Here is a 24,789-nt window from a genome sequence, read left to right on the forward strand (position 1 = left end):
CCGACCGGCTCACGATCCCGAACAGTCCGGCACGTCGACGGTCGCGGTGCCCTCCAGCGTCTGCGGCTGGATCGGCACGCGGGCAGCACCCGGAACAGCGGGCTCCACCAGGTCCAGAACGATGGTCTTGGTCTGTCCGGGTTCGACGACGAGGGGCGTGTAGAAGAGTGGATGGTTGCGTTCCTGACCGGTCAGCAGCAGTGCCTGCTTGCCGTCGACGGTCGCCTTGGTCAGCGTCGACCCGGTGGTGGTGAAGATTCCGACGACGGAGCGATTGGTGCCCGGAGGACCCTCGTACGCCGTGGTCTCGTTCTGACGACCTGCGATGTAGACCGGATAGTCCTGCGCCGGTGCGGTATTGGTGACGCTGGCGGTGATCTGCGAGGTTCTCGTGCCGCCCGTGCAGGACGACGCGGTGTAGGTGATGTCCCGCTTCAGGTAGTAGTCGAGTTTGCCGCCCGCACCGTTGTTGACGACGAGCGAGGCGTACGGCGCGGGGTCGTCGGGCACCTCGTGAGCGATCTTGGTTCCCGACAGCACACTCTGGATCGCGGGGTCCGCGCTCCACACTGCGGTGTGGCCCTCGCTGACACCCTTGCCGATCGCATCGAGCAGCTGGGTGGGGTTGCTGATCTTGCCTTCGACCTTCGAGAACACCCGAGCGGCGATCTGCTGGAGGTAGTCCTTGCGGGCGGTGTTGTCGTCGGCGAAGCGGAAGTACGCCTCGGACTGCGTCAGGTTCACCACGTTGTCGGCGGTCACCTGCTCACCGTCGGCGAGTGTCACCGGTCCGACGACACCCAGGATGTAGCTCAGGGCGACCGGATCCGTCGCCAGGACACCGTCGACGTCCTGACCGGATTCCTGCTGCCAGATCGAGCGCAGGATCTCGCCCGTGTACGGGAAGTGCGGGCTGGCATTGGCGTTCTGCCAGTTCGCCGTCGCGTTGTACAGATTGCCGTAGTTCTTGGCGAAGTCCGGGCCCAGATCGATCGGGTCGTACGTCGCACCGAGTTCACTGTTCTTGGCCAGCGCGTCGAGGCCGATCTTGCCGCGGTCGGCGTCGATGATGGCGAAACCGCCCATCAGTCCACCGGTTCCGCGCGATTCCGAGTTGGTCTGGAACGCCAGGAAGTAGCTTTGGGGCGAGTTCTCCCCCAACATGTCCGGCAGGATCTTCGCCGCGAGACTCGTGTTCGTCAGCAGGTTCGACAGATCGTCCAGCTGGGCCTTCAGCGAGTCGCCGGCCTCCGTGACCTGAGGAACGTAGGTGTCGGTGTCGACGGCCTCCGCGCGGGCGTTCAGCGCATCGGCGGACACGGAGACCTCGTCGAGTGTGGGCGCCGCCTGGCGGAGCGCCGCAAGGTCGATGGTGCCGTCGTCCGCGCGGAGCTCGCTCGGGTTCAGCACCGCCCCGACGTCGACCGCGGGGCGGAGCACGTCGACCGTCAGGTCGTGCACGAGTCCGGTCAGCGGACCGACGACCTCCAGCGGCGACCCCACTCCGGGGATCGCCGCGACGGCCTTCCAGATGGGCGACTCGGTGGCATCCACCGCATCTGCGGAGGACGAGGTCGCATCGTCGACATGAGAGCGACCGGCCTCGGCGTCACCGGCGAGGATGGCGGATCGCGCGGCGAGGGCGTCGTCGCGTGCTGAGCTCAATCCCTGGTACGCGGAGTAGGCCGTCCACCCGAACCAGGCCACCAGGGCGAGCAGGACGAGGAGCACGACCCAGACCCAGACCGGAACGCGTCTGCCGCGGCCCGTGGAACGGTGTCTGTTCGTTGCGGTACCACCGAGCTCAGCCGACACGTAATTCCTTTGCTCGTCACGAATTCACGATCGGCCGGAAGTGTACCAATCGGTTCGACCGGTCGAGAGTTCTCGAAATCGACTCAGGGACGACCGAGTCCGCGATAGACCCAGCCGGCAGATCGCCACATGTCGAGATCCAGGCAGTTGCGCCCGTCGATGATGCGCCGCTCCCGCACGACGCCGTCCAGATCCGCGGGAACGAGATCTCGGAATTCGCGCCATTCGGTCAGCACCAACACCACATCGGCTTTGTCGCACGCTTCGAGCGCCGACGACGCGTACCCGAGTGTGGGGAACAGCGCGCGCGAGTTGTCGTTCGCCTTGGGATCGTAGACGGTGACGCCCGCACCCTGAAGTTGCAGCTGCCCAGCAACATTCAGGGCGGGAGAGTCCCGGACGTCGTCGGAGTCGGGCTTGAACGCAGCGCCGAGTACGGCCACCTGGGTGCCGAGGAGCGTTCCGACCGTGTCGCGGACGACGTCCACCATTCCGGTGCGTCGGCGCATGTTGATGTTGTCCACCTCGCGCAGGAATGTGAGCGCCTGATCGGCGCCCAATTCACCGGCGCGTGCCATGAAAGCACGGATATCCTTCGGCAGGCAGCCACCGCCGAATCCGATACCGGCGTTCAAGAATTTGCGCCCGATACGGTCGTCGTGACCGATTGCGTCGGCAAGAACGGTGATATCGGCGCCCGCGGCGTCGCATACCTCCGAAATCGCATTGATGAAGGAGATCTTGGTCGCAAGAAAAGCATTGGCCGACGTCTTCACCAATTCGGCGGTAGCCAGATCCGTCACGATGAACGGTGTGCCCTCGGCGAGCAGCGAGGCGTAGACCTCGCGTGCCACCTCCTCGGCCCGACCGGGACGGTTCCTGTCGACGCCCAGTACCAGGCGATCGGGGTGCAGCGTGTCCTCCACCGCGTGACCTTCGCGGAGGAACTCGGGGTTCCACGCCACCTCGAGGTCGTCGCCCGCAGGAGAGAGCTCGTGCGCCATGGCGCCGAGCCGCTCGGCAGTGCCCACCGGAACCGTCGACTTGCCGAAGATGACGGCGGGGCCGGTGATCAACGGCGCCAGGTTCTGGACGACCGAATTCACGTACGTGACGTCCGCGGCGTACTCGCCCTTCTTCTGGGGCGTACCGACAGCGAGGAAGAAGATGTCACCGAACGCCGCTGCGTCCTCGTACGACGCGGTGAATCGGAGCCGACCTGCGGCGATGTTGCGCTGGAGCACCTCACCGAGGCCCGGCTCCCAGAAGGGGACCTCTCCTGCCTCCAGTTTGGCCAGCTTGCTCGGGTCGACGTCCACACCCAGCACCTCGTGGCCGATGTCGGCCATGCACGCCGCGTGGGTTGCCCCCAGGTATCCGGTTCCGATCACGACTACTTTGCTCACAGTCGAACCGTAAGGTCTGACGGCCGACAGTTCCACCGGAGGACCTGCCGACCGTCACGGGTCACATCGGAGCGCCGCGCTCACGGCGGACAGTCACAGAATCGGTGCCGGACTGTAGGCGGCAGCGCCCGGCCGGGTGTCGACGAGTGCCTGCACCGCGGCGACGACAGCGGCCACCTGAGCGTGCGCCGCCCCGATGAACGCCGACCGGTCCGCCAGCGCCACATCGAGCGCTGCGCGGTCGAGCGGCAACCGCTCGTCCGCAGCGAGTCGGTCGAGGAGGTCGGGCTCCTTGCCCTGTTCCCGCATGGCCAGCGCCACCGCGACGGCATGCTCTTTGATCGCCTCGTGGGCGGTCTCCCGACCGACGCCCGCGCGGACCGCGGCCATGAGCACCTTGGTCGTCGCCAGGAACGGAAGGTAGCGGTCGAGTTCGCGGGCGATCACGGCCGGGTACGCACCGAATTCCGCGAGCACGGTCAGGAAGGTCTCCATCATCCCGTCGATGGCGAAGAAGGCGTCCGGCAGTGCGACGCGGCGGACCACCGAGCAGAACACGTCACCCTCGTTCCACTGCGCCCCCGCCAACTCGGCGGCCATGGACCCGTATCCGCGCAGGATCACCTGCAGGCCGTTGACGCGTTCGCAGGACCGGGTGTTCATCTTGTGCGGCATCGCGGAGGATCCGACCTGGCCGGGCTGGAAGCCCTCGGTGACCAGCTCGTGGCCCGCCATCAACCGCACCGTGTGCGCGAACGAGGACTGCGCGGCGCCGACCTGCACCAGAGCCGAGACGACGTCGTGGTCGAGCGAGCGCGGGTACACCTGACCGACGCTGGTGAAGACGGTGGCGAATCCGAGATGCTGGGCCACGGCGTTCTCGAGTGTCGCGAGCTTCTCCTCGTCGCCCCCGAGGAGGTCGAGCATGTCCTGGGCCGTGCCCATCGGGCCCTTGATCCCGCGCAACGGGTACCGCGCGATCAGCTCACGCAGACGAGTGAGACCGACCAGAAGTTCGTCGGCCGCCGACGCGAACCGCTTGCCGAGTGTCGTGGCCTGCGCCGCGACGTTGTGGCTGCGGCCGGCCATGACGATCTCGGTGTACTCGGCCGCGCGCTCTGCCAGCCGCGCCGCCACCGCGATGCCGTGGTCGTAGACGTATTCCAACGACCGCAGGATCTGCAGCTGCTCGACGTTCTCCGTCAGATCGCGGCTGGTCAGACCCTTGTGGACATGCTCGTGGCCGGCGAGGGCGTTGAACTCCTCGATGCGCGCCTTGACGTCGTGTCGGGTGACGCGTTCACGATCGGCGATGGATCCGAGATCGACCTGGTGGAGAACTCGCTCGTAGTCGACGATGGCCTCGGCCGGAACGTCGACACCCAACTCCGCCTGCGCGCGCAACACGGCGATCCACAGCTGGCGTTCGAGCACGATCTTGTGTTCGGGCGACCACAGCTGTGCCATGTCGGGGCTGGCGTAACGGTTGGCAAGGACATTCGGGATACGGCTCACGAGCGGCCAGTTTACGGCCCGGCAGTCAGGGGTGCGTGACGGTCCACCGCGTCGAGCAGCACCTCGCGCGCACGCGCCCGCGGATCGCCTCCGCCCTCACCCAACGCGGCCATCACCACGCCGTCGACCAGCGCCAACAACGGTCGCACATGGTCCCGGTCGGTGGGTCGCCCGGCGCAGGACAGTGCGTCGAGGAGCATGTCCTCGAGGTCCGCACGCAACCGGCAGTGCAGTTCCTGCAGTTGCGGATGACGCGCCGCGGCCAGCACTCGCTCGTACCGCGCGACCAGCAGATCGTGGCGGTCGATGTCGCTGTCGACGGGTCCGATCAGCAGGTCGACCATCAGGTTCACGGTCCCGGCGGTGTCCAGCGCCGTCGGTGAGAAGCCGTCCATCTGCTGACGGATCAACTCGTGCTCCCTGGCGCCGTTCAGTTCGGACGCATGGGTCACGAGGTCGTCGAGGGAGTCGAAATAGTAGGTAGTCGACGCCAGCGGAAGCCGAGCTTTCGCGGCGACGCTGCGGTGCCGGACGGCGTCGTACCCCCCTGCGAGCAGCAGGTCGGCTGCTGCGGAGATGAGGGCTTCCCGCCGACGCCGACCCTTGGGCGTCGAGCGCGAAGCGGAGCCGGTCGACATGGCTACACATGCTGCCACCGACTCGACGGCCGTCGAGGGGAAACGGCGGGATGCCGGTCAGCCTCGGAGGCGGGGCGCCAGTCGACGCAGTGCCTCCGACATGTCCTCCGTCGACCCGGCGAAGGAGAACCGCACCGTGTGATGACCGTCGACGATGTCGAAGTCCGCGCCGGGTACCACCGCGACTCCTGTCTCCCCGAGCACCTGCGCGCACCACTGCATCGAGTCGTCGGTCAGATGTGCGATGTCGGCGTAGGCGTAGAAGGCGCCGTCCGCCGGAGCCAGCCGCGTGATGCCGGCCGCGCGGAGCCCGCCGAGTAGCACGTCCCGGTTGTCGGCGTAGCGGCGCACGTGCCCGTCGAGCTCTGCGATCGACTCGTCCGAGAACGCCGCGACGGCCGCCAGTTGCGACACCGTCGGTGGGCACACGGTCATGTTCGACGCCAGTCGCTCCACCGCACGAGTGAGACTGCGCGGCAACACCATCCAGCCGAGTCGCCATCCCGTCATGGAGAAGTACTTGGACACCGACCCGATGGAGACCGCCTGATCGGAGAACTCGCGCGCACTCCGTGTGTCTAGGTCCCCGTAGGAGATGCCGTGGTAGATCTCGTCGGAGATCAGCAGCGTTCCGTGCGCGTCGCACCAGCGCGCGAGCGCCTCCAGTTCGGCGGGATCGATGATGGTGCCCGTCGGATTGGCCGGACTCGCGACGATCAGTCCCGCCGGAGGCTCGTCCAGGGCATCGAGCATCGCGACGGTCGGTTGGAAGCGCACGTCCTCGCCGCAGTCCAGCTCGATCACGCGTGCACCCAACGCCGACAACGTGTTTCGATAGGCGGGGTACCCGGGACGGGCCATCACCACCGTGTCTCCGGGATCGAAGGCCGCGAGGAACAGCAGTGTGAACGCACCCGACGAGCCGGTGGTGACCACGACGTCCTCGGCCTCTATCGCCACGCCGGTACGGCCGGTCAGGTACTCGGCGATGGTTCGACGCAGCACTGCCCTGCCGAGGGACTCCGAATACCCGATCACGTCCTCGTCCAGCGCTCGCCGCATCGCGTCGAGTACCGGGCGCGGCGCTCGCGTCGACGGCTGACCGGCCGCCAGGGACACCACGTCGCCGTGCGTCTCCTGCCGACGAGCGGCGGCGGCGAACACGTCCATGACGTGGAACGGCTCGATACGGGAGCGCCGACTGTCCGACCTCATGTCAGGACGGGATCGCGATGTCGCCCCGCTCGGCTGCCAGCCCGATGTCGGTGCGGAAATGGCTGCCGGTCAACGACACGTGGGACAACACCTCGTAGGCGTCGGCGCGGGCCTCGGCCAGATCGGCACCCGTTCCGACCACGCTGAGCACCCGGCCGCCGGCCGACACCAACGCCCCGTCCTTGCCCAGTGCGGTACCGGCGTGCAGCACCCCGGAACGGTCGGCGCCCGTGATGACATCCCCCGTCCGCGGGCGGCCCGGGTAGTTCTCGGCGGCCACGACGACCGTGACGGCCGACCCCGGCTTCCACTGCAGCGCAGGGAGGTCCGCCAACGTTCCCGTCGCGGTCGCCTTCAGAGCAGCCCCGATCGGCGACTCGAGCAGGGCGAGCACCGCCTGTGTCTCGGGATCGCCGAAGCGACAGTTGAATTCGATGACAGCGGGGCCCTCGGCGTCGACGGCCAGACCCGCGTACAGCAGTCCGGTGAACGGGCAGCCGCGCGCCACCATCTCGGCAGCGACGGGTACGACCACCTCGTCGACGATGCGCGTCACCATCTCCTGCGGCAGCCACGGCAACGGCGTGTACGCGCCCATACCGCCGGTGTTGGGGCCGACGTCACCGTCGCCGACTCGCTTGTGATCCTGTGCGGGCAGCAACGGAACCACCGTCTCGCCGTCGACGAAGCAGAAGAGGGACACCTCGGGACCCGACAGGAACGACTCGAGCAGCACGGGATGGCCCAGCTCGAGCAGTTCCGCAGCGTGGGCGCGAGCCTTCATCCGATCGTCGGTGACGACGACGCCCTTGCCGGCGGCCAACCCGTCGTCCTTGACCACCCAGGTGGGGCCGAAGCGGTTGAGCGCCGCGTCGAGAAGCGCGGGGGTGTCCACTATCTCGCTGTGGGCTGTGCGGACTCCCGCCGACGCCATGACGTCCTTGGCGAAGGCCTTCGATCCCTCGATGCGTGCTGCTGCGGCGGACGGGCCGAAGCACGCGATGCCGGCCTCACGGACCGCGTCGGCCACTCCCAGGACGAGCGGAACCTCGGGACCGATGACGACCAGGTCGGCAGCACGCTCGCGGGCGAGCGCGACGACAGCCTCCGAGGACGCCACGTCCACCGCGAAGGTCGGCGCGATCGTCGCGATCCCCGCGTTGCCGGGGGCGCACATCACCGCGCTGACGTCGGGATCGGCCGCGAGGGCGATGAGCAGGGCATGTTCACGGGCTCCGGAACCGATGACGAGTACTCGCACGAGAGCAGCGTACTGGCACGCGCACTGCGACCTCGACTCCGCGACCGGCATGCTGTTATTGTCGTTATTCCGGAATATCGTAATAGCCGAACACATGGAGGACGTCGATGATCAGGACCGTCACAGTGCTCACCGCCCTGTCCGCCGTTCTTGCGGGATGCACCGCCGCGACCCCCGACTCCGACAGCGCATCGGACACCACGGTGTGTTCGGCAGCCCCTGCCGCCGACGTCACGACGCCGGACGGGTGGATCGGCCTGGCGGCCGAGAATCCCGACACGGTGTCGTTCTCCGTCGACGACGGCCGCGGCACCACCGCCGTGCACGCGGCGGACCGCGATCAGCCGTTGGCGTCGGCGGTCAAGGTGGTGCACCTCGGCGCGTACGCCCGTGCGGTCGCCTCCGGGGTACTCGATCCGGACGAGCAGGTGCCGGTGTCCGAATGGCAGCGCTGGTACGCCCCGGGAACGGACGGCGGAGCACATATCGCCGCGCTGGACCGCCTGGGCATCGCCCACGACTCGACGGTTGCGCTGGACCCCGCCGCGACCGTTCGCCTGGACGACATGGTCTCCGCGATGGTCCGCGAGAGCGACAACACTGTCCCCGACTATCTCCGTTACCGCCTCGGAGACGACGCCCTGCGGGATGCCGCCGCAGCGGGCGGGTGGACCGACTTCGAGCCACCGACTCTCATCGGCACGACGATCGGCGTCTTCGATCGCGATGTCCCGGCCGACCAGCTGTGGCCGCTCACCCAGCGATTCGCTTTCGACACGGACTTCCGAGCGACGTACGGCCAGGACTCGGCGCCCACGACCGAGTCCGACCTGGTCGACTACTTCGACCGCGTCGGGCCACGGGGATCGGCCGCCGACCTGGCCCGCTTCTACGGCGCCATTGCCGACGGCTCGTTCGGCCCGGGCGTGGACGACGTGCGGCGTCAGCTCGAGTATCAGGAGCCGCCGGACGGGTTCACGGCCATGGGATTCAAGGGCGGCAGCCTCCCCGGAGTGCTGACGCAGGCATTCGAGTTCCGCAGGTCCGACGGTTCCGACGCCGTTGCCGTGTGGCTCACCAGCGGGATGGACACCGCCGAATACACCGCCGCGGTGTCCAATCTCGCGGCCCAGCAGGGACTGCTGCTGCAGGCGGTCTCGGATCCCGCGACGCTGGAACGGATAGCCTGCGTGTCGTGAACGACGAACCGGATCTCGCCGAGAGGGTGGCGGCCCTGGAGGCCCGCGTCGCCGCGCTGGAGGGATCCGGTGGTGAGGCATCACCCGGCACCGGCGGCTCGATCTCCTACGCGGGCGACGTTCACCTGTCCGGCGACGTCTCCTGGTCCATCGGCTACTCCCCCGACGGCGTTCTGAACCTGCCGCCGGATCGGTCGGTCGAGGTCCTGGCCGCGCTGGGGCACCCGGTGCGTTTCGCCGTCGTCCGCGCGCTGCTGCACGGCCCTGCCACCGCAACCGACCTGCAGTCCGCGGTCGGGTTGTCCTCGGTGGGCCAGCTCTACCACCACCTGAAGACACTGACGTCCGCCCGCGTCGTCGAGCAGCACGGCCGCGGGGACTACCGCCTGGCACCGAAGACCGTCGTTCCGGCGCTGGTGTTGATGCTGGCGTCCGCGGACGTCGCCGGCGAGCTGACACGATGAGAATCCGGTGCGGAAATGTTCGTCACGCGAACGTTTCCGCACCGGATTGCCGGCCAGGTCCTCAGGCGGTCAGGTCGTACAGCGTCACGTTGTCCACCGTCTGTGCGGTGAAGTTCGCTGTCACCCACTCGCTGATCTCCGCGGAGGTTCCGGAGTCGCGGCCACCCATGCCGCCGCCGGCGATGAACCAGTGGATCTCGCCCTGCTGCACGTAGGCCTGGAACTGCGCCAGCGTCGGTGACGGATCGCTGCCGTTGAACCCACCGATCGGCATGACCGGGTCCTGCGTCGCCAACTGGTACCCGGACGCCGAGTTCGACCCGATCGCCGCAGCAACCCAGGTGTAGCTGTCCGCGTCCTCCGCGAGCAGCTCGGTCAGTTCCGCGCTCGGCGTGCTGCCGCTGAGCAGTCCGCCCATACCGCCGCCGTCCGCGCCGCCGGGCATCGCACCGGTCGGAGCTTGGGCTCCCGGAACCTGACCTGCAGGAGCCTGACCACCCGGAGCCTGACCACCCGGAGCCTGACCGGCACGCATTCCGCGGCCGTCGTCCCTACCGCCTCCGCGGCCGAAGCCCATGCCGCCGCTGTTCGGGCCCGCGGTGACGATGGAACCTTGGTGAGCGGTCGCGATGGTGTCCACCGCGTAGGCCGTGGGTCCGGCAAGTCCGGCGAACAGAGCGGCCAGCACAGCCACCGTCGCGAGGCGACCACGGGTGAGGCGGGGAATCAGCAGGGCCACGATCGCGAATACCCCGACCACGGCGACGACGACCTTCAGCCACGGCACGAATGTCGCACTGCGCGAGAGCAACACCCACTCGGTGACGACGGTTGCGGCCATCGCCACAGCAAGAACGAGACGGGTCCAGTACTGCTCACGTGCCCGCCACAACGCGACGCTGCCCATGCCCACGACGGCGGCGACAGCAGGTGCCAGCGCCACGGTGTAGTACGAGTGGAAGATGCCGGCCATGAAGCTGAACGTCAGTCCGGTCACCAGCAGCCACAGTCCCCACACCACCAGCGCAGCACGGCGGGCGTCGGCACGAGGAGCCCTGCCCCGCAGGACGATCGCGGCGACACCGAGTATCAACGCGGCCGGGATCAGCCAGGCGATCTGGCCGCCCTGGGACGAGTCGAACACCCTGGTGATGCCGGTTTCACCCCACATGCTCCCGCCGCCGGTGCCGCCACCCGGTGTGACCGATCCGGTCTCTTCACCGTTGAGTCGACCGAGGCCGTTGTAGCCGAGCGTGAGTTCGAGGATCGAGTTGTTCTGCGAGCCACCGATCCAGGGGCGTGACGACGCGGGCCACAGTTCGACGATCGCGATCCACCAGCCTGCGGCGACGATCATGGCGCCGAGCGAGACGAACAACTGCCCGATGCGGGCGCGTACCGATACCGGTCCCGCGAACAGGTAGGTCGCGGCGATCGGTGGCACGACGAGCATGACCTGGAGTTGCTTGGTCAGGAAGCCGAAGCCGACGAACACTCCGACGAGAACCAACCATCGGGTGCGACCGTCCTCCACCGCGCGCAGCATCGCCCACACCGCCGCGATCATCAAAAAGCTGAGCAGGGCATCCGGATTGTTGAACCGGAACATCAGAGCCGCAACGGGAGTCACGGCCAGGACCAGTCCGGCGAGCAGACCGGCCGCCGGACCGAACTGGCGGCGGACCGTGCGCCACATCAGCGCCACGGACGCCGCACCGAGCAGGACCTGCGGCACCAGGATCGCCCAGGAGTTCAGGCCGAAGACTCGGACCGACAGTTCCATCAGCCACAGCGACATCGGGGGCTTGTCGACGGTGATGGAATTGGCCGCGTCGGACGAGCCGAAGAAGAAGGCCTCCCAGGATTGCGAACCTGCCTGTACCGCAGCGGAGTAGAACGAGTTGGCCCACCCGTTGCTGCTCAGGTTCAGCAGGTAGGCGACGGCCGTACCGACGATCAGGACGGTAGCGGCGATGGGCTCCCACCGGCGATGGCGGGACGGCGGCGTGTAGCCGCGGGCATGATCTTCGGGAGCGGTGACGAGAGTGGTCATCGGTTCGTGTCCATATCTGTCGTAGAAGTATCGGTCGTCGAAGTACGGAAGACCCATCGCAAGGCGATGAAGCGGGTGACGGTGGCAACCAGATTGGCGAGGACGAGGACCGCCAGCTCGAGGTGCTTCGACGCATCCGGGAGCCAGTCGTGCAGCGCGAACAGGGAGCCGGCGGTGATGAGCCAGCCGACGACGAATACCGCGAGTCCCTGGAGGTGATGGGTCGCTGCGCCGCCGGAACCGCGGACGCCGAAGGTGAAGGCGCGGTTGGCCGCTGTGTTCAGCACGGCCGTCACGAGCAGTGCAACGAAGTTCGCGCCCTGGGCGCCGAGCACGGTGTGCAACATCAGATACAGCACCGCGTAGGCGACGGTGCTGGCGACTCCGACGAGACCGAACCGGACCAGTTGTCCGACCATGCCCACGGGAACTCCTGTCACCGGACCGATCGGCTCCCGCCCCAGGCTGCGACGCAGGTCCGCCACCGGGAGTACGCCCGTGGCGAGTGCTCGACCGACGCGCCAGCACCCTTTGAGATCGGCGACGGCCGTGTCGACGATGTCGACGCTCGAGCGGGGATCGTCGATCCAGTCCACGGGCACCTCGTGGATCCGCAGCCCGACACGTTCGGCAATCACCAGCAACTCCGTGTCGAAGAACCATCCGGCGTCCTCGACGAGCGGCAGGATCTTCCGGGCGACGTCGGTGCGGATCGCCTTGAATCCGCACTGGGCGTCGGAGAACTTCGCGCGCAACGACGTGCGGAGGATCACGTTGTAGCTGCGAGAGATGAACTCTCGCTTGGCTCCTCGGACGACCCGCGACGACGTCGCCAGGCGGGACCCGATGGCCAGGTCCGAGTGGCCGGATGCAAGCGGTGCCAGGAGCGGCATGAGCGCTCGTAGATCGGTGGACAGGTCCACGTCCATGTAGGCCACGATGTCGGCGTCCGACTCGAGCCACACCGCCTTGAGTGCTCGGCCGCGCCCCTTCTCGTCGAGATGACGGACTGCGACCCCGTCGAGTTCCGCGGCGAGCCGCTCGGCGATGGCGCGCGTCTCGTCGGTACTCGCGTTGTCGGCGACGGTGATGCGCGTGGAATAGGGGACATCGACGGCGAGGTAGGCGTGCAGCCGGCGCACACACGCCTCGATGCCGTCCTGCTCGTTGTAGACGGGAACGACGACCTCGACGGTGGCCACACCCCCGCGCCGCCGCGCCCGGAACTCCGGCCGTTCGATGGAATCAGTTGTCATGACCTGAACACTCGCTCCGCGCCCCGGGACCGCCCCGGGCTCGACCCGGGAGTTACCCGGGAGCGTCAGGCCACCGCGCAGGACCGCGCCCGACCATTACAGTCGCATCATGGCATCCGTGTTCAGCGCAATCATCGCCGGCGACATCCCCGGTCGCTTCGTCTGGGAGGACGACGACGTGGTCGGGTTCCTCACCATCGCCCCGGTCACGCAGGGCCACACGTTGATCGTTCCCCGAGCGGAGATCGATCAGTGGCAGGACATCGATCCCGCCACGTTCGGCGCTCTCACGTCCGTCGCGCAGACGGTGGGCAAGGCGGTGCGCACAGCATTCGGGGCGCCGCGTGCCGGGTTGTTGATCGCCGGTCTCGAGGTGCCGCACCTGCACCTGCACGTCTTCCCGGCGTTCGACATGGCCGACTTCGACATCACGAAGGCCGACACCTCACCGTCGCCCGAGTCGTTGGACGAGGCACAGGAGAAGATCACGGCTGCCCTCACCTCGTTCGGTCACGGTCAGCACGTTCCGACGCGCTGACCCGGGCCAGCATCGTCCGCGCCGCTCCGATGACGGCGTGGGCGACGGCGTCGAGGGCCGGTGATGCGAGCGACCACTGTTGCCAGAACAGCGCCACGTCGATGACGGTGTCGTCCAGTTCGACCACGTCCAGATCGTCTCGCTGTTGATCCGGCACCATCCCCCATCCGAAGCCCAGGCCCACCGCCCGCGCGTACTCGGTCGATGACGGCACCAGATGTCGCGGCGGGGTGTACGCGCCGACACCGTGGAGCGACAGGTAGCGATCCTGCAGCGAGTCCTTCTCGTCGAATGCGATCACGTGGGCGTGCGACAGCGCCGCGGGCGTGATGCCGTCGGCAAAGAACCGATCCACGAAACTCTCTGTCGCACAGGGTCGGTAGAGCATCGAGCCGAGCGCGGTGGACGAGCATCCCCGCACGGCGGAATCCACCGAGGTCACCGCGGCGGTGACGGTCCCTCCTCGGAGAAGGTCCGCGGTGTAGTCCTGGTCGTCGCGGTGGATGTCCAGGATCACCGAACCCGCAAGCGGCGCCAACGCCGGCAGTACCCACGTGGCCAGCGAATCGGAGTTGACGGCCAGGGACACGCGCGCGACGCCGTCGGTCGCACGCAACTCGTGCACGGCGCCGTCGGTCAGCGTCTGGATCTGACGGGCGAGACGCAACAACACCGCCCCTGACTCGGTGGGCGCCACCGGCTTCGTGCGCGTGACCAGGACGGCGCCGACACTCACCTCCAGCGCCTTGATGCGTTGACTCACGGCCGAGGGCGTGATGTGAAGCGAGCGAGCGGCGGCCTCGAATGTGCCGTCGTCGACCACGGCGCGCAGGGCTTCGAGCTGGTCGGACTGCATCATATGAAGCTACGCTCATGACTGCTGAAAAACATGAGCTGGACTGCATTACAACCACGCCCTAGCGTTCGTCGCATGTCATCCATGCTGGTCGGCTTCGGTGTCGGCCTCTCACTCATCGTCGCCATCGGCGCACAGAACGCCTTCGTGCTGCGTCAAGGAATCGCCCGGCAGCACGTCCTCGCGGTAGTGCTGGTGTGCGCGCTGTCCGACGCGATCCTGATTCTTGCCGGTGTGTCCGGCATCGGCGTCGTGGTCGAGACCTACCCGACGGCCGTCACCGTCGTGACCGTCGCCGGCGTCGTCTTCCTGACCGTGTACGGCCTCACCGCTTTCCGACGCGCCCTGCACCCGTCCGCGCTGACGGTCGAGAAGACTGCAACCGGCGCGTCCCTGCGATCGGTGATTCTGACGAGTGTGGCTCTGACCTGGCTCAACCCGCACGTGTATCTGGACACCGTGGTGTTCCTGGGATCGGTGGCCAATCGTGAAACCGGTTCAGCGCGTTGGTGGTTCGCTGCCGGCGCTGTCCTGGGCAGCGTGGTGTGGTTCACGGCTCTCGGTTTCGGCGCCCGCTTCGCGACGCCGATCTTCGCCAAGCCCGTCGCCTGGCGAGTCCTCGACGTCGTGATCGGTGTCGTCATGCTCCTCATCGCCGTCGTCCTGGTCGAGGGACTGGTAGCCGGCTGAGTCGGCGAGTGGCAGGAGTCGGGGCAGTTCGACCCGGAACGTGGCACCCTCCCCCGGCACGCTGTGCACGGACACGTGGCCGCCGTGCGCCGCGACCAGAGCCGACACGATCGAGAGCCCCAGTCCACTGCCGCCGCTCTCGCGCGTGCGTGACCTGTCGGTGCGGTAGAAGCGCTCGAACACTCGGTCCGCGTCGTCCTCACTCAGGCCCGGCCCGGTGTCGCGTACTTCGAGAACCGCTGTCTCACCCACGGTTCCGACGGCGACGGTGACCGACGCGGTGACCGGGGTGTGCCGCAACGCGTTGCTCACCAGGTTGCTCAGAACCTGGCGTAGCCGCGCGTCGTCGCCGAGCACCTCGGGTACGTCGCTGTGGTCGATCACCTCGAGGCGCACGGCCCGCTCGGGCGCGGTCGCCGACGCGTCGTGCACGGCGTCGGCCGCGATCCTGAGCAGATCGACGGGCTTCTGCTCGACCGGGCGCTGCGCGTCGAGGCGCGCGAGCATCAGCAGATCCTCGACCAGCAGCCCCATCCGAGCCGCCTCACCACCGATGCGGGTCATCAACATCTCGGTGTCGGTCATCGCGCCTTGGCGGTAGAGCTCGGCGAATCCGCGGATGGTCGTCAGCGGTGTCCGCAGTTCGTGGGACGCGTCGGCGACGAAGCGACGCATCCGGTCCTCCGATTCACGGGCCGCGTTCTCCGACGCCTCGGTGGCCGCGAACGCCTGCTGGATCTGGGCGAGCATCCCGTTCAGTGCGGCCGACAGTCGTCCCACCTCGGTCCGCTGATTCCATTCCGGGACGCGACGGTGCAGATCTCCGGCGGCGATGGCGGCAGCCGTGGTCTCCACTTCACGCAGCGGCCGCAGACTGCGCCGGACCACGAAGTACGCGAGGACACCCAGGACCAGCATGACCCCGAGCCCGATGAAGATCTGCAGCCTCACCAAGCTCGAGACGATGGCCTGATTTCCCGTCAGCGGAATGGCGACCGTGGTCTCGCCGTCGGAGTTGGTCACGGTCACCGTCCGCCACTGCTGATCGACTCCGTCCAGAGACCCGACCGTTCGGGGCGTCGCGGACACCGCGCCACTGAGATCCGGTTGGACGTCGCCGAGGTCGCTCACCGGCTCGCGGACGGACCCGTCCGCCCCGACGGCGCGCACGTAGAACGCTGCCGGCGGTCGCAGCGGATTCGCCTCGGACGGAGGCGGACCGAGGAAGCGGTCACCACGCGGCTTGGCCCATCCCGATGCAGCATCCATCAACTGCTCGTCGACACGCTGGGTCAGCGTGTTCTGCAGAGCACTCGTGACGGCCACGCCGGAGCCCGCGAGGCCGAACGCCACGAGCAGCAGCAGCACCGCCACCAGCGTGACGCGGAGCGGGACGGCCCCGAGACGGCGCCTCACCGTCGCGGTTCCCGCAGGACGTACCCGACCCCGCGCAGCGTATGGATCAACCGTGGTTCCGTCGTGTCCACCTTCCGGCGCAGGTAGGAGACGTAGGACTCCACGACGCCCACCTCGCCGCCGAAGTCGTAGTGCCAGACGTGGTCGAGGATGCGCGGCTTGGACAGCACCGTTCCGGCGTTGACCATCAGGTAGCGCAACAGCGTGAACTCGGTCGGCGACAGCGCCACCGGTTCGCCGGCCTTCCACACCTCGTGGGTGTCGTCGTCGAGTTCGATGTCCGCGAACACGAGCCGGGACGGCTGCGTCAGCGGCCCGGGTGCCGACCGGCGCAGGATCACGCGGAGCCGTGCGACGACTTCCTCGAGACTGAACGGCTTGGTGACGTAGTCGTCGGCGCCCATCGTCAACCCGGTCACCTTGTCCTCCACCGAATCTCGTGCGGTGAGGAACAGGGCCGGTGCGTCGATACCGTCGGCGCGCAGTCGTCGCAGCAACCCGAAGCCGTCCATGTCCGGCATCATGACGTCGAGAATGAGGGCGTCCGGCTTGAAGGTTCGCGCGACGTCGAGCGCCGCCGGGCCGCCCGATGCGGTGCGCACCTCGAAGCCCTGGAATTTCAGACTCACCGACAGCAGCTCGACGATGGTCGGCTCGTCGTCGACGACGAGCACCTTGGCCTCGGCAGTCGTGGAGGGGCGCGACGTCGTCATGGTGGAATTCTCGCTCACGACTGCCATCGTGTCCGTCGGTGCTGACATCTACCCGGGGCGTCGCTGTGAGCTTGCTGTGAGCCGCGGCGACTTTGCTACGGTCGAGGGCAGACTGCTGACACAGACCCGGACGAGCGCACCGTACCCGGCCAGCGACAAGACGGTGCCAGGAGAGTCGACGACACATGGCTTGGATCGTTCTCGTACTGTCCGGCGTCCTCGAGGCCGTCTGGGCGACGGCACTGGGGAAGTCCGAGGGCTTCACTCGTCCCGTACCCACCATCGTCTTCGGCACGGCGCTGGTGATGAGCATGGGCGGGCTGGCCTACGCGATGCGCACGATTCCCACCGGCACGGCGTATGCCGTATGGGTCGGGATCGGCGCGTCCCTCACCGTCGTCTACGCGATGGTGTCGGGCACCGAGTCCGCCACCCCGATCAAGATCGCGCTCATCGCGGGCCTGGTCGGCTGCGTGATCGGATTGAAGCTCGCGCACTGATCCGCGACGTCGGATGCAGGGTTACAGTGACCCCATGAACTGGGTGTCCGCAGTCACATTGCCGGTGCGCGTCGGGCTGGCGGTCGCCGAGTCTGCAGTCGGCGTCGCCGAATCCGCCGTCGCGACGACGAGGATGGCTCTGGCCGCCGGAGCGTCCGGCTCGATCGACGCCTTCGCGCTGGCCAATCCGCGCGGCGGACCGCTGGCCCTTCTGGGTCAACTTGCCGAACTCACCTCGGACGACCGGGCGTTCGGCCACGCTCTGCGACCCGGTGGACCGCTGGATCGCCTGCTCGAGCCGGGTGGCGCCGTCGACCGACTCACCAGCAAGGGCGGCACCCTCGACAGGTTGCTCGAACCCGGCGGTCCGCTCGAACGCATCCTCGCCGACGACGGTCCCCTCACCCGAGTCCTCGCCGAGGACGGTGCCTTGGATCGACTGCTGGCCGAGGGAGGACTGCTCGACCGGCTCACCGCCGTCGACGGTCCCATCGAGCGGTTGACGGCGAAGGACGGTCCGATCGAGCTGCTGACCATGGAGGGCGGCGTCATCGAGGCGCTGACCAAGAAGAACGGCGTGATCGACACGGCCATCGCCGAGGGCGGCCTGGTGGAGACGCTTCTCGGAGACGACGGCGCCATCAAACGACTCACGGCGAAGAACGGCCCGCTGGATCAGCTGGTCACCGTCGCCGAGTCGCTCAGCTCGCTGGCGCCCAACCTCGAACGCATGAGCGCCAGCGTGGAGATCCTGCAGGACACCGTCGACGTTCTCGCGGCGGCGGTGAACCCGCTGGGCGAGCTGGTGGGCAAGCTGCCCAGCCGATGGGTCAAGAGTCGCGGCGCCATCGAGCCCAAGACCGGCGAGGTGCGCGGTGCGCTGCAGGGGCCGGGAGTCGGACGCTAGTTCTTCACGTGGCGCCCGAAGAAGTCGAAGACGCGGGCGAACGCATCCTCCGACTGATCGTGCTTGTAGCCGAAACCGGTGATGCGGAGCAGTAGTGCGGCGGGACCTCGTGCCGAATCGTTCGCGAAGCTGTGGCCGGCACCCGGGTACGTCTTCACGTCGTGCTCGATCCCCTTGTCCTGCAACACCTTCTCGACCTTCTTGCCGGCTCCCTGCAGAACCGGGTCGTGCTTACCGAAGCTGGCGACGATGGGGCACGCGCCCTCGAGTGCCTCCTCGATGTTCTTGGGGAGCACACCGTAGAAGGGCGCGCTGGCGTCGAATCCACGAGGCGCCAGGGCCAAGGCGAATCCGCCGCCCATGCAGAACCCCACGATGGCCACGGAGTCCGTCGTGTCGTCCCGCGCGACCAGCGCGTCGCGACACGCCATCAGATCGTCGACGGCCTGCCCCTGGCGGGCGAACAGCGACCGGAACACCCCGACGACGCACTTGGCCCGGCCACCTCGTGCGTACAGGTCGGGCACCAGAGCCAGGTACCCCTTGTCCGCGAATCGCTGTGCGATGTTGCGGACGTCGTCCGACATGCCGAACACGTCGTGCACGATCACGACCGCCGGCCACGGCCCCTCTCCCGACGGTGTCGCGAGTGTCGCGTCGATGCGATCGGTACCGGTGTCGACCTGGATGACAGTCATACCGGCCGACTCTAGCGACCCAGCGCCGTTCTCACGGTGTCCGAGAGCAGGTCGCCGTCGTGGACACTGAGACCGTCGGCGAGACCGGGCATCGTGCGGCACGCCTGCTCCCATCCCTGGTCCGCCAACGTGAGCACGTAGGGCAGGGTCGCGTTGATCAGCGCTTGCGTCGACGTGCGCGGAACGGACCCCGGCATGTTGGCGACGCAGTAGAACAGCGAGTCGTGCACCGCGAACGTCGGATCGTCGTGGGTGGTGGGGTGTGAGCTCTCGAAGCAGCCACCTTGATCGATGGCGATGTCGACGAGGACGGATCCCGGCTTCATCCGCGCCACCAACGCGTCCGACACGAGTGTGGGGGCCTTCGCCCCGGGCACCAGGACCGCGCCGATGACGAGGTCGGCGTTCACGACCGCCTGTTCGAGTTCCCACGTGGTGGACACCAGGGTCTTGACCTGGCCGCGGTATCTCGCGTCGATCACCCGCAACTTGTCGACGTCCAGATCGAAGACGGTCACGTCCGCTCCGAGACCGTGCGCCATCGAGACGGCGTGCGAGCCGGACACCCCGGCGCCGATGACGACCACCGACGCCGGACTCACTCCGGGCACACCCCCCATCAGCACTCCGCGGCCACCGGCCTGCTTCATCAGGTGGTAGGCGCCGGCCTGCGTCGCCAAGCGGCCGGCGACCTCGCTCATCGGCGCGAGCAACGGGAGTCCGCCGCCGCGCCCCGTCACCGTCTCGTAGGCGATGGCCGTCGTTCCCGACGCGAGGAGGGCGTCGGTGCAGTCGGCCGACGCGGCCAGGTGCAGATAGGTGAAGAGAGTCTGACCGGCCCGAAGTCGGGAGTACTCGGCCGCGATCGGTTCCTTGACCTTGAGCAGCAGGTCGGCCTCGTCCCAGACCTCGTCCGCGGAGCGCCTGACGTCCGCACCGGCCGCCTTGAAGTCGGCGTCCGAGAACGAGGAACCCTCGCCCGCGCCGGTCTCGATCAGGACCCGGTGCCCGCGACCCACCATCTCGTGGACACCGGCCGGGCCCGCCGCCACCCGGTATTCGTGGTTCTTCAGCTCACGGGGGATGCCGATCTTCATGACGGGTCCTTTCCAGTCGGAATACGTCCCCATATCGTGAACTTTGTTCGCCATCTCCGCGATCCGAGTGAAGATAATTCTCTACGATGCCGTCATGGACATCGAATCGTCGGACCTCGGCCTGTCGGACCCGGTCACGTCGAACAATCTTCGGCCCTCGACGCTGGACCGTGTCGACCGCGTCATCCTGCGGGAACTGGCCGTCGATGCCCGCATCCCCAACAACACACTGGCCGGAAGAGCGGGCATCGCCCCGTCCACGTGCCTCGGCCGCGTGCGGTCACTGGTCGAGCGCGGCGTCATCCGTGGATTCCATGCCGACATCGACCCGGCCGCCCTGGGGCAGGGTCTCCAAGCCATGATCGCCGTCCGCCTGCTCGCCGGAGCGCGGCGCCACCTCGGCGAGTTCGCGGAATCGTTCACCGCGCACTCGGAGGTACTCGACGTCTACTTTATCGCCGGAGCGGACGACTATCTGATCCACGTGGCGATGCAGGATTCCGCACATCTCCGCGACTTCGTCGTCCAGAACCTCAGTGCTCATCCCTCCGTGGCCTCGACCGAGACGATCCTCATCTTCGAACACCTACGGCCGCGCTTGGTGGACGGCGGGTGACCGCCTGCGGAGGGGGTGCCCATCCGGCCGGTCGAGCGCACCGAATACCCGGTGTACTTGCCAGGAGAGACGGCCGTGGATGTAACGGGGGTTCTGTGTCGCCCACTCTCTGCCTGAGCCCTATTCGACACATGGAGGCACTTCGAGATGAGCGACCACGGTTCGCCCGATCAGCCTCTCAGGATGCCTGACAGAGATCTCCTCGAGCTCGCGTACGTATGCGCTCTGGATGCGATGGCAGCGTCCGAGCAGTTCGAGACCATGACTCGACTCGACAACTCCGACACATCGACGCGGCGCCGCTTCGACGCCATCGTGCGCGACGTCCGCGAGACCATGGCCGTCACGTCCGAGTCGACACGAGTGCCCGCACCGGCCGAACTGCGCGATCGCATTCTCGGTGCCGTCGAGGACACGCACCAGGTGCCGGTCGCCGGAGCCACCGTCGTTCCGCTCCGCCCGTCTCGCCGTCGCGGTCGACGCACCGCGGCCCTGGTCGCTGCTGCGGCCGCCGTGGTCGCCGTCGGAGGCGCAGTCACGTTCCAGCAGAACACGACTGCGGACGCGCCCGTCGTGGCGGTGGCCGCTCCGCTGGAATCACCCGTCGTCGGCGGCGGAACGATGACCGTCGACTACGTACCCGGCCAGGATCGCGCGATCGTGCACATGACGGGAGTGGAGGCGCCTCCCGCCGGCTCGGTCTACCAGGTCTGGCTCATCGAAGGCACACCCGTGTCCGTCGGCACCATGGACGCCGATGCCCTGGCGGTGCCGGCCTCCGTTCCTGTCGACGACGCCACCGCTTTGTCGGTCACCGTCGAACCTGCGGGCGGTTCGCCGTTCCCCACCTCGGGTGCCGTCGCGCGCGTCGATCTCGCCTGACGCATCGCTGTCGAACACATGTTCGATGTGTTGTAGGGTGATGTCACTGCACCGCCCGACGTCAGACCTTCCCTCGTGACGTGTGATTCCCGAGGAGACGTCCGTGATGAACCGCCGTCGGCAGCTGCATCTCATGAACGGGGTGTGGCACGAGGAAGCGCCCGCTACCTGCACCAACGGCCATGCGCTGCAGGCCCGTTCGGTTCTGGTCGGCGCGCGGGCATGCTCGTGCGGCATCGGCCATCACCGCACGCACTATTGCCGCACGTGCGGTGACACCATCTTCACTCCCGCCCTCGGTGAGTCGTGCCGGGACGGAAGCTTCGACGGACGCGCGAACCGGCTCAGGAGCGGGAGAGAAGTGAGCGGAGGAAGAACGTCATGTTCGCCGGACGCTCCGCCAGCCGACGCATGAAGTAGCCGTACCACTGGGTGCCGAACGGTACGTAGACGCGGACGCGGTGACCTTCGGACGCCAGCCGGACCTGTTCGCCGTCGCGGATTCCGTACAGCATTTGAAACTCCATGTCGCCGGGACCGCGGCCGAGCTCAGCGGCGTCGCGGAGTGCAGCGTCGATCATCCGTGGGTCGTGGGAGGCGACCATGGGGTAGCCGTCGCCCTCCATCAGCACGCGCAGGCACCGTTCGTAGGAGGCGTCGACGTCCTCCTTCTTCTGGAATGCGACCGCCTCCGGCTCGCGATACGCGCCCTTGCACAGGCGAATTCGCGATCCGGGGCCGGACAGGTCGCGGCAGTCCTGCTCCGTGCGGTGAAGGTACGCCTGCAGGACGGTGCCCAACGACGGGAAGTCCTTGCGCAGCTCCCGCACGATGGACAGCGTCGAGTCGGTGGTGGTGTGGTCTTCCGCGTCGACGGTGACCCAGACGCCCGCGGCGTCCGCGGCGGCGCAGACCTTGTGTGCGTTGGCCAGCGCGACGTCGTGGCCGTCCCCCGGCAGCGATTGCCCCAGGGCCGACAACTTGAGAGACACCTCGAGCGCGTGCTCACCGGGCGCTCGCAGTGCGGCGTAGGAGTGCAGTAGCGACAGGTAGGCGTCGACGGTGGCCGTGGCCTGCGCGGCGTCGGTGGTGTCCTCGCCGAGGTAGTCGACGCTGATGGCGCGACCGGAGGCGAGCAGGCCGCGGACCGATGCCAGGACCTCCGGCTCGGTGCTTCCGGCGATGAACCTCTGGACCAGCGAACGGGTCAGCGCCGACTTCGCGACGACGCGTTCGAGTCGGTGCGAGCGCCCGGCGGCGAGCAGGACGGGACGGAGCGGATTGGTCGGCATCGTCAGACTCCCTGGTGGGGGTAGGTGTGATCGGTTGCGGGAACGAACGTTTCCTTGATGGTGCGTGCCGACGCCCACCGCAGCAGGTTCTGCGGTGACCCGGCTTTGTCGTTGGTCCCCGAGGCTCGGGCTCCACCGAACGGTTGTTGTCCGACGACGGCTCCGGAGGGCTTGTCGTTGACGTAGAAGTTCCCGGCGGCGAAGCGGAGGGCGTCGGTCGCCTGCGTCACGGCGACGCGGTCGGTCGCGATGATCGATCCGGTGAGCGCATACCTGGAGGCCTTGTCGACCATGGCGAGGGTGTCGGCGAATGCCCCGGGTATCGAATCGTCGTACACGTGGACGGCGAGGATCGGCCCGAAGTACTCGGTGTGGAACGCGTCGTCGCTCGGGTCGTCGCCGAGCAGCACCGTCGGGTCGACGAACCAGCCCTCGGAGTCGTCGCAGGTACCACCGGCGGCGATCGTCAGGCCGGGGGCGGACTTCGCCCGGTCGAGAGCTGCGGCATTGCGGTCGAACGCCTTCCGGTCGATCACCGCTCCCCCGAAGTTCGACAGGTCGGTGACGTCGCCGTAGGTCAGGGACGACGCGGTGTCGACAAGGGTGTCCCCCATCTTCGCCCAGACCGACTTCGGCACGAACGCCCGTGATGCGGCCGAGCACTTCTGGCCCTGGTAGTCGAAGGCGCCTCGGATCAGGGCGGTGGTGAGGACGTCGGGGTCGGCAGAGCTGTGGGCGACGACGAAGTCCTTGCCGCCCGTTTCGCCGACGAGCCGCGGGTAGCTGTCGTAGTTCGCGATGTTCTCGCCGACCTCACGCCACAGTCGCTGGAAGGTCGGCGTCGATCCGGTGAAGTGGATTCCTGCCAATCGACGGTCGGCCAATGCGACCTCCGAGACCAGCGGCCCGTCGCCGAGGACCAGGTTGATCACTCCGGCGGGCAGCCCGGCGGCTTCGAGCAGTTGCAGCGTCAGGTACGCGGCCACGGCCTGCGTCGGAGACGGCTTCCACAGCACCGTGTTGCCCATGAGGGCGGGAGCGGTGGGCAGATTGCCGGCGATGGCGGTGAAGTTGAAGGGGGTGATGGCGTAGACGAATCCCTCGAGCGGTCGATACTCGACTCGGTTCCACACGCCGGCCGACGACATCGGCTGCTCGCTGAGGATCTGGCGGGCGAAGGAGACGTTGAAACGCCAGAAGTCGATCAGTTCGCACGGGGAGTCGATCTCGGCCTGGTAGGCACTCTTGGACTGTCCGAGCATGGTGGCCGCAGCGATCGTTTCGCGCCACGGGCCGGACAGCAGATCGGCGGCGCGGAGGAACACCGCGGCACGCTCGTCGAACGGGAGCGATCGCCAGGCGGGTGCCGCCGCGGCCGCAGCGTCGATCGCGTCGCGCACGTCCTGGTGCGTGGCGCCGGCGAAGGATCCGATGACCGACGAGTGACGATGGGGCTGGACGACGTTCTCGCGTGGGCCGCTCGCATCACGGTGCACCCCGCCGATCACCTGCTTGATCTCGGTGGGTGTGCCGGCCAATCGGTCGAGCTCGGTGGTCAACCTGGTTCGTTCGGCGCTTCCCGGTGCGTAGGTGTGCACGGGTTCGTTCGTCGGGGTGGGTACGGCGGTGACGGCGTCCATCTCGGGTCCTCCGGGTGTTCTCGTCGATCGGGGTGTGATCACTCAATCCCATGACCGCCCCCCGGATATTCGGCCGATCCGACGAGAGTTCGTCCGATGCTCTGTCCGACCGGACAAGGGAT

At 67.8% G+C, this 24,789-nt stretch carries 22 protein-coding genes, 1 pseudogene and 1 riboswitch; of the genes and pseudogenes, 8 read left to right on the forward strand and 15 right to left on the reverse strand.

What is annotated here, in order from left to right; genetic code table 11:
• Positions 1 to 9: 9 nt before the first annotated feature.
• From ASG64_RS04865 to purD, 6 genes are all read right to left on the reverse strand, one after another.
• Positions 10 to 1,815 carry a DUF4012 domain-containing protein gene (locus tag ASG64_RS04865; protein WP_056070495.1) on the reverse strand — a complete coding sequence of 602 codons (1,806 nt, stop codon included), beginning with the start codon at positions 1,813 to 1,815 and terminating at the stop codon, positions 10 to 12.
• Between the two features lie 83 nt (positions 1,816 to 1,898).
• Positions 1,899 to 3,221 carry a UDP-glucose dehydrogenase family protein gene (locus ASG64_RS04870; protein ID WP_082518071.1) on the reverse strand — a complete coding sequence of 441 codons (1,323 nt, stop codon included), beginning with the start codon at positions 3,219 to 3,221 and terminating at the stop codon, positions 1,899 to 1,901.
• A gap of 93 nt (positions 3,222 to 3,314) precedes the next feature.
• A complete protein-coding gene (purB, locus tag ASG64_RS04875; RefSeq protein WP_056070500.1) occupies positions 3,315 to 4,736 on the reverse strand; it encodes an adenylosuccinate lyase in 1,422 nt (473 codons plus the stop codon).
• Positions 4,737 to 4,747: 11 nt separating this feature from the next.
• Positions 4,748 to 5,374, reverse strand: coding sequence for a TetR/AcrR family transcriptional regulator (locus ASG64_RS04880; RefSeq protein ID WP_056070502.1), 627 nt, complete (start codon positions 5,372 to 5,374; stop codon positions 4,748 to 4,750).
• A gap of 57 nt (positions 5,375 to 5,431) precedes the next feature.
• The gene (locus ASG64_RS04885) at positions 5,432 to 6,589 is read right to left on the reverse strand and encodes a pyridoxal phosphate-dependent aminotransferase (RefSeq protein WP_056070506.1); all 1,158 of its coding nucleotides are present in this window, start codon (positions 6,587 to 6,589) and stop codon (positions 5,432 to 5,434) included.
• Position 6,590: 1 nt separating this feature from the next.
• Positions 6,591 to 7,850, reverse strand: a complete 1,260-nt coding sequence (gene purD, locus ASG64_RS04890; protein ID WP_056072713.1) for a phosphoribosylamine--glycine ligase — start codon at positions 7,848 to 7,850, stop codon at positions 6,591 to 6,593.
• A gap of 107 nt (positions 7,851 to 7,957) precedes the next feature.
• Between purD and ASG64_RS22000 the strand changes: the two genes are divergently transcribed.
• Positions 7,958 to 9,049 (forward strand): serine hydrolase, encoded by a 1,092-nt coding sequence (locus tag ASG64_RS22000; protein WP_056070509.1) that lies wholly within the window; start codon positions 7,958 to 7,960, stop codon positions 9,047 to 9,049.
• Positions 9,046 to 9,513, forward strand: a complete 468-nt coding sequence (locus ASG64_RS22005) for an ArsR/SmtB family transcription factor (RefSeq protein WP_056070512.1) — start codon at positions 9,046 to 9,048, stop codon at positions 9,511 to 9,513. Before ASG64_RS22000 ends, ASG64_RS22005 begins: the two co-directional genes overlap by 4 nt.
• A gap of 61 nt (positions 9,514 to 9,574) precedes the next feature.
• On the opposite strand, the gene ASG64_RS04905 is transcribed toward ASG64_RS22005, so the two are convergent.
• On the reverse strand, positions 9,575 to 11,566 hold the full coding sequence (locus tag ASG64_RS04905) for an ArnT family glycosyltransferase (protein WP_056070516.1): 1,992 nt from the start codon (positions 11,564 to 11,566) through the stop codon (positions 9,575 to 9,577).
• Positions 11,563 to 12,822 (reverse strand): bifunctional glycosyltransferase family 2/GtrA family protein, encoded by a 1,260-nt coding sequence (locus ASG64_RS04910; protein WP_056070521.1) that lies wholly within the window; start codon positions 12,820 to 12,822, stop codon positions 11,563 to 11,565. The genes ASG64_RS04905 and ASG64_RS04910 overlap by 4 nt, the downstream gene beginning before the upstream one ends.
• A gap of 109 nt (positions 12,823 to 12,931) precedes the next feature.
• On the opposite strand from ASG64_RS04910, the gene ASG64_RS04915 reads away from it, so the two are divergent.
• Entirely contained in the window at positions 12,932 to 13,360 is a 429-nt protein-coding gene (locus tag ASG64_RS04915) for an HIT family protein (RefSeq protein WP_042574482.1), read from the forward strand.
• Here the strand turns inward: ASG64_RS04915 and ASG64_RS04920 are convergent.
• The gene (locus ASG64_RS04920) at positions 13,320 to 14,219 is read right to left on the reverse strand and encodes a LysR family transcriptional regulator ArgP (RefSeq protein ID WP_056070524.1); all 900 of its coding nucleotides are present in this window, start codon (positions 14,217 to 14,219) and stop codon (positions 13,320 to 13,322) included. The genes ASG64_RS04915 and ASG64_RS04920 overlap by 41 nt on opposite strands.
• A gap of 72 nt (positions 14,220 to 14,291) precedes the next feature.
• Here ASG64_RS04920 and ASG64_RS21450 point away from each other — a divergent pair, with 72 nt between their 5' ends.
• Positions 14,292 to 14,906 carry a LysE/ArgO family amino acid transporter gene (locus ASG64_RS21450; protein WP_056070527.1) on the forward strand — a complete coding sequence of 205 codons (615 nt, stop codon included), beginning with the start codon at positions 14,292 to 14,294 and terminating at the stop codon, positions 14,904 to 14,906.
• 18 nt (positions 14,907 to 14,924) lie between these two features.
• Here ASG64_RS21450 and ASG64_RS04930 read toward each other — a convergent pair.
• Together ASG64_RS04930 and ASG64_RS04935 are read right to left on the reverse strand one after the other, a co-directional pair.
• Positions 14,925 to 16,322, reverse strand: a pseudogene (locus ASG64_RS04930) (sensor histidine kinase); the annotation flags it as partial.
• On the reverse strand, positions 16,319 to 17,035 hold the full coding sequence (locus tag ASG64_RS04935) for a response regulator transcription factor (protein WP_056072715.1): 717 nt from the start codon (positions 17,033 to 17,035) through the stop codon (positions 16,319 to 16,321). The pseudogene ASG64_RS04930 and the gene ASG64_RS04935, both read right to left, overlap by 4 nt.
• Before the next feature lie 107 nt (positions 17,036 to 17,142).
• Positions 17,143 to 17,205: riboswitch (guanidine-III (ykkC-III) riboswitch) on the forward strand.
• A gap of 15 nt (positions 17,206 to 17,220) precedes the next feature.
• Between ASG64_RS04935 and ASG64_RS04940 the strand changes: the two genes are divergently transcribed.
• Positions 17,221 to 17,535: a DMT family transporter gene (locus ASG64_RS04940; protein WP_042574479.1), complete on the forward strand. Its 315-nt coding sequence runs from the start codon at positions 17,221 to 17,223 to the stop codon at positions 17,533 to 17,535.
• 34 nt (positions 17,536 to 17,569) lie between these two features.
• Entirely contained in the window at positions 17,570 to 18,442 is an 873-nt protein-coding gene (locus ASG64_RS04945; protein ID WP_235579486.1) for an ABC transporter, read from the forward strand.
• On the opposite strand, the gene ASG64_RS04950 is transcribed toward ASG64_RS04945, so the two are convergent.
• Positions 18,439 to 19,140, reverse strand: coding sequence for a dienelactone hydrolase family protein (locus ASG64_RS04950; RefSeq protein ID WP_056070530.1), 702 nt, complete (start codon positions 19,138 to 19,140; stop codon positions 18,439 to 18,441). The two genes, ASG64_RS04945 and ASG64_RS04950, sit on opposite strands and share 4 nt — an antisense overlap.
• Before the next feature lie 11 nt (positions 19,141 to 19,151).
• Complete coding sequence (ald, locus tag ASG64_RS04955; RefSeq protein ID WP_056070533.1) at positions 19,152 to 20,237, reverse strand: alanine dehydrogenase; 1,086 nt, start codon at positions 20,235 to 20,237, stop codon at positions 19,152 to 19,154.
• Positions 20,238 to 20,331: 94 nt separating this feature from the next.
• On the opposite strand from ald, the gene ASG64_RS04960 reads away from it, so the two are divergent.
• Positions 20,332 to 20,853 (forward strand): Lrp/AsnC family transcriptional regulator, encoded by a 522-nt coding sequence (locus ASG64_RS04960; protein WP_056072719.1) that lies wholly within the window; start codon positions 20,332 to 20,334, stop codon positions 20,851 to 20,853.
• Positions 20,854 to 21,036: 183 nt separating this feature from the next.
• Complete coding sequence (locus tag ASG64_RS04965; RefSeq protein WP_042574558.1) at positions 21,037 to 21,735, forward strand: anti-sigma factor; 699 nt, start codon at positions 21,037 to 21,039, stop codon at positions 21,733 to 21,735.
• A 344-nt stretch (positions 21,736 to 22,079) separates the two neighbouring features.
• Here the strand turns inward: ASG64_RS04965 and ASG64_RS04970 are convergent, their stop codons facing one another.
• Positions 22,080 to 23,027: a proline dehydrogenase family protein gene (locus ASG64_RS04970; RefSeq protein ID WP_042574476.1), complete on the reverse strand. Its 948-nt coding sequence runs from the start codon at positions 23,025 to 23,027 to the stop codon at positions 22,080 to 22,082.
• Between the two features lie 2 nt (positions 23,028 to 23,029).
• Positions 23,030 to 24,667 (reverse strand): L-glutamate gamma-semialdehyde dehydrogenase, encoded by a 1,638-nt coding sequence (pruA, locus tag ASG64_RS04975; RefSeq protein WP_056070535.1) that lies wholly within the window; start codon positions 24,665 to 24,667, stop codon positions 23,030 to 23,032.
• Between the last annotated feature and the right edge of the window lie 122 nt (positions 24,668 to 24,789).

The sequence above is a fragment of the Rhodococcus sp. Leaf247 genome, assembly GCF_001426185.1.
Classification (GTDB): Bacteria; Actinomycetota; Actinomycetes; order Mycobacteriales; family Mycobacteriaceae; genus Rhodococcoides.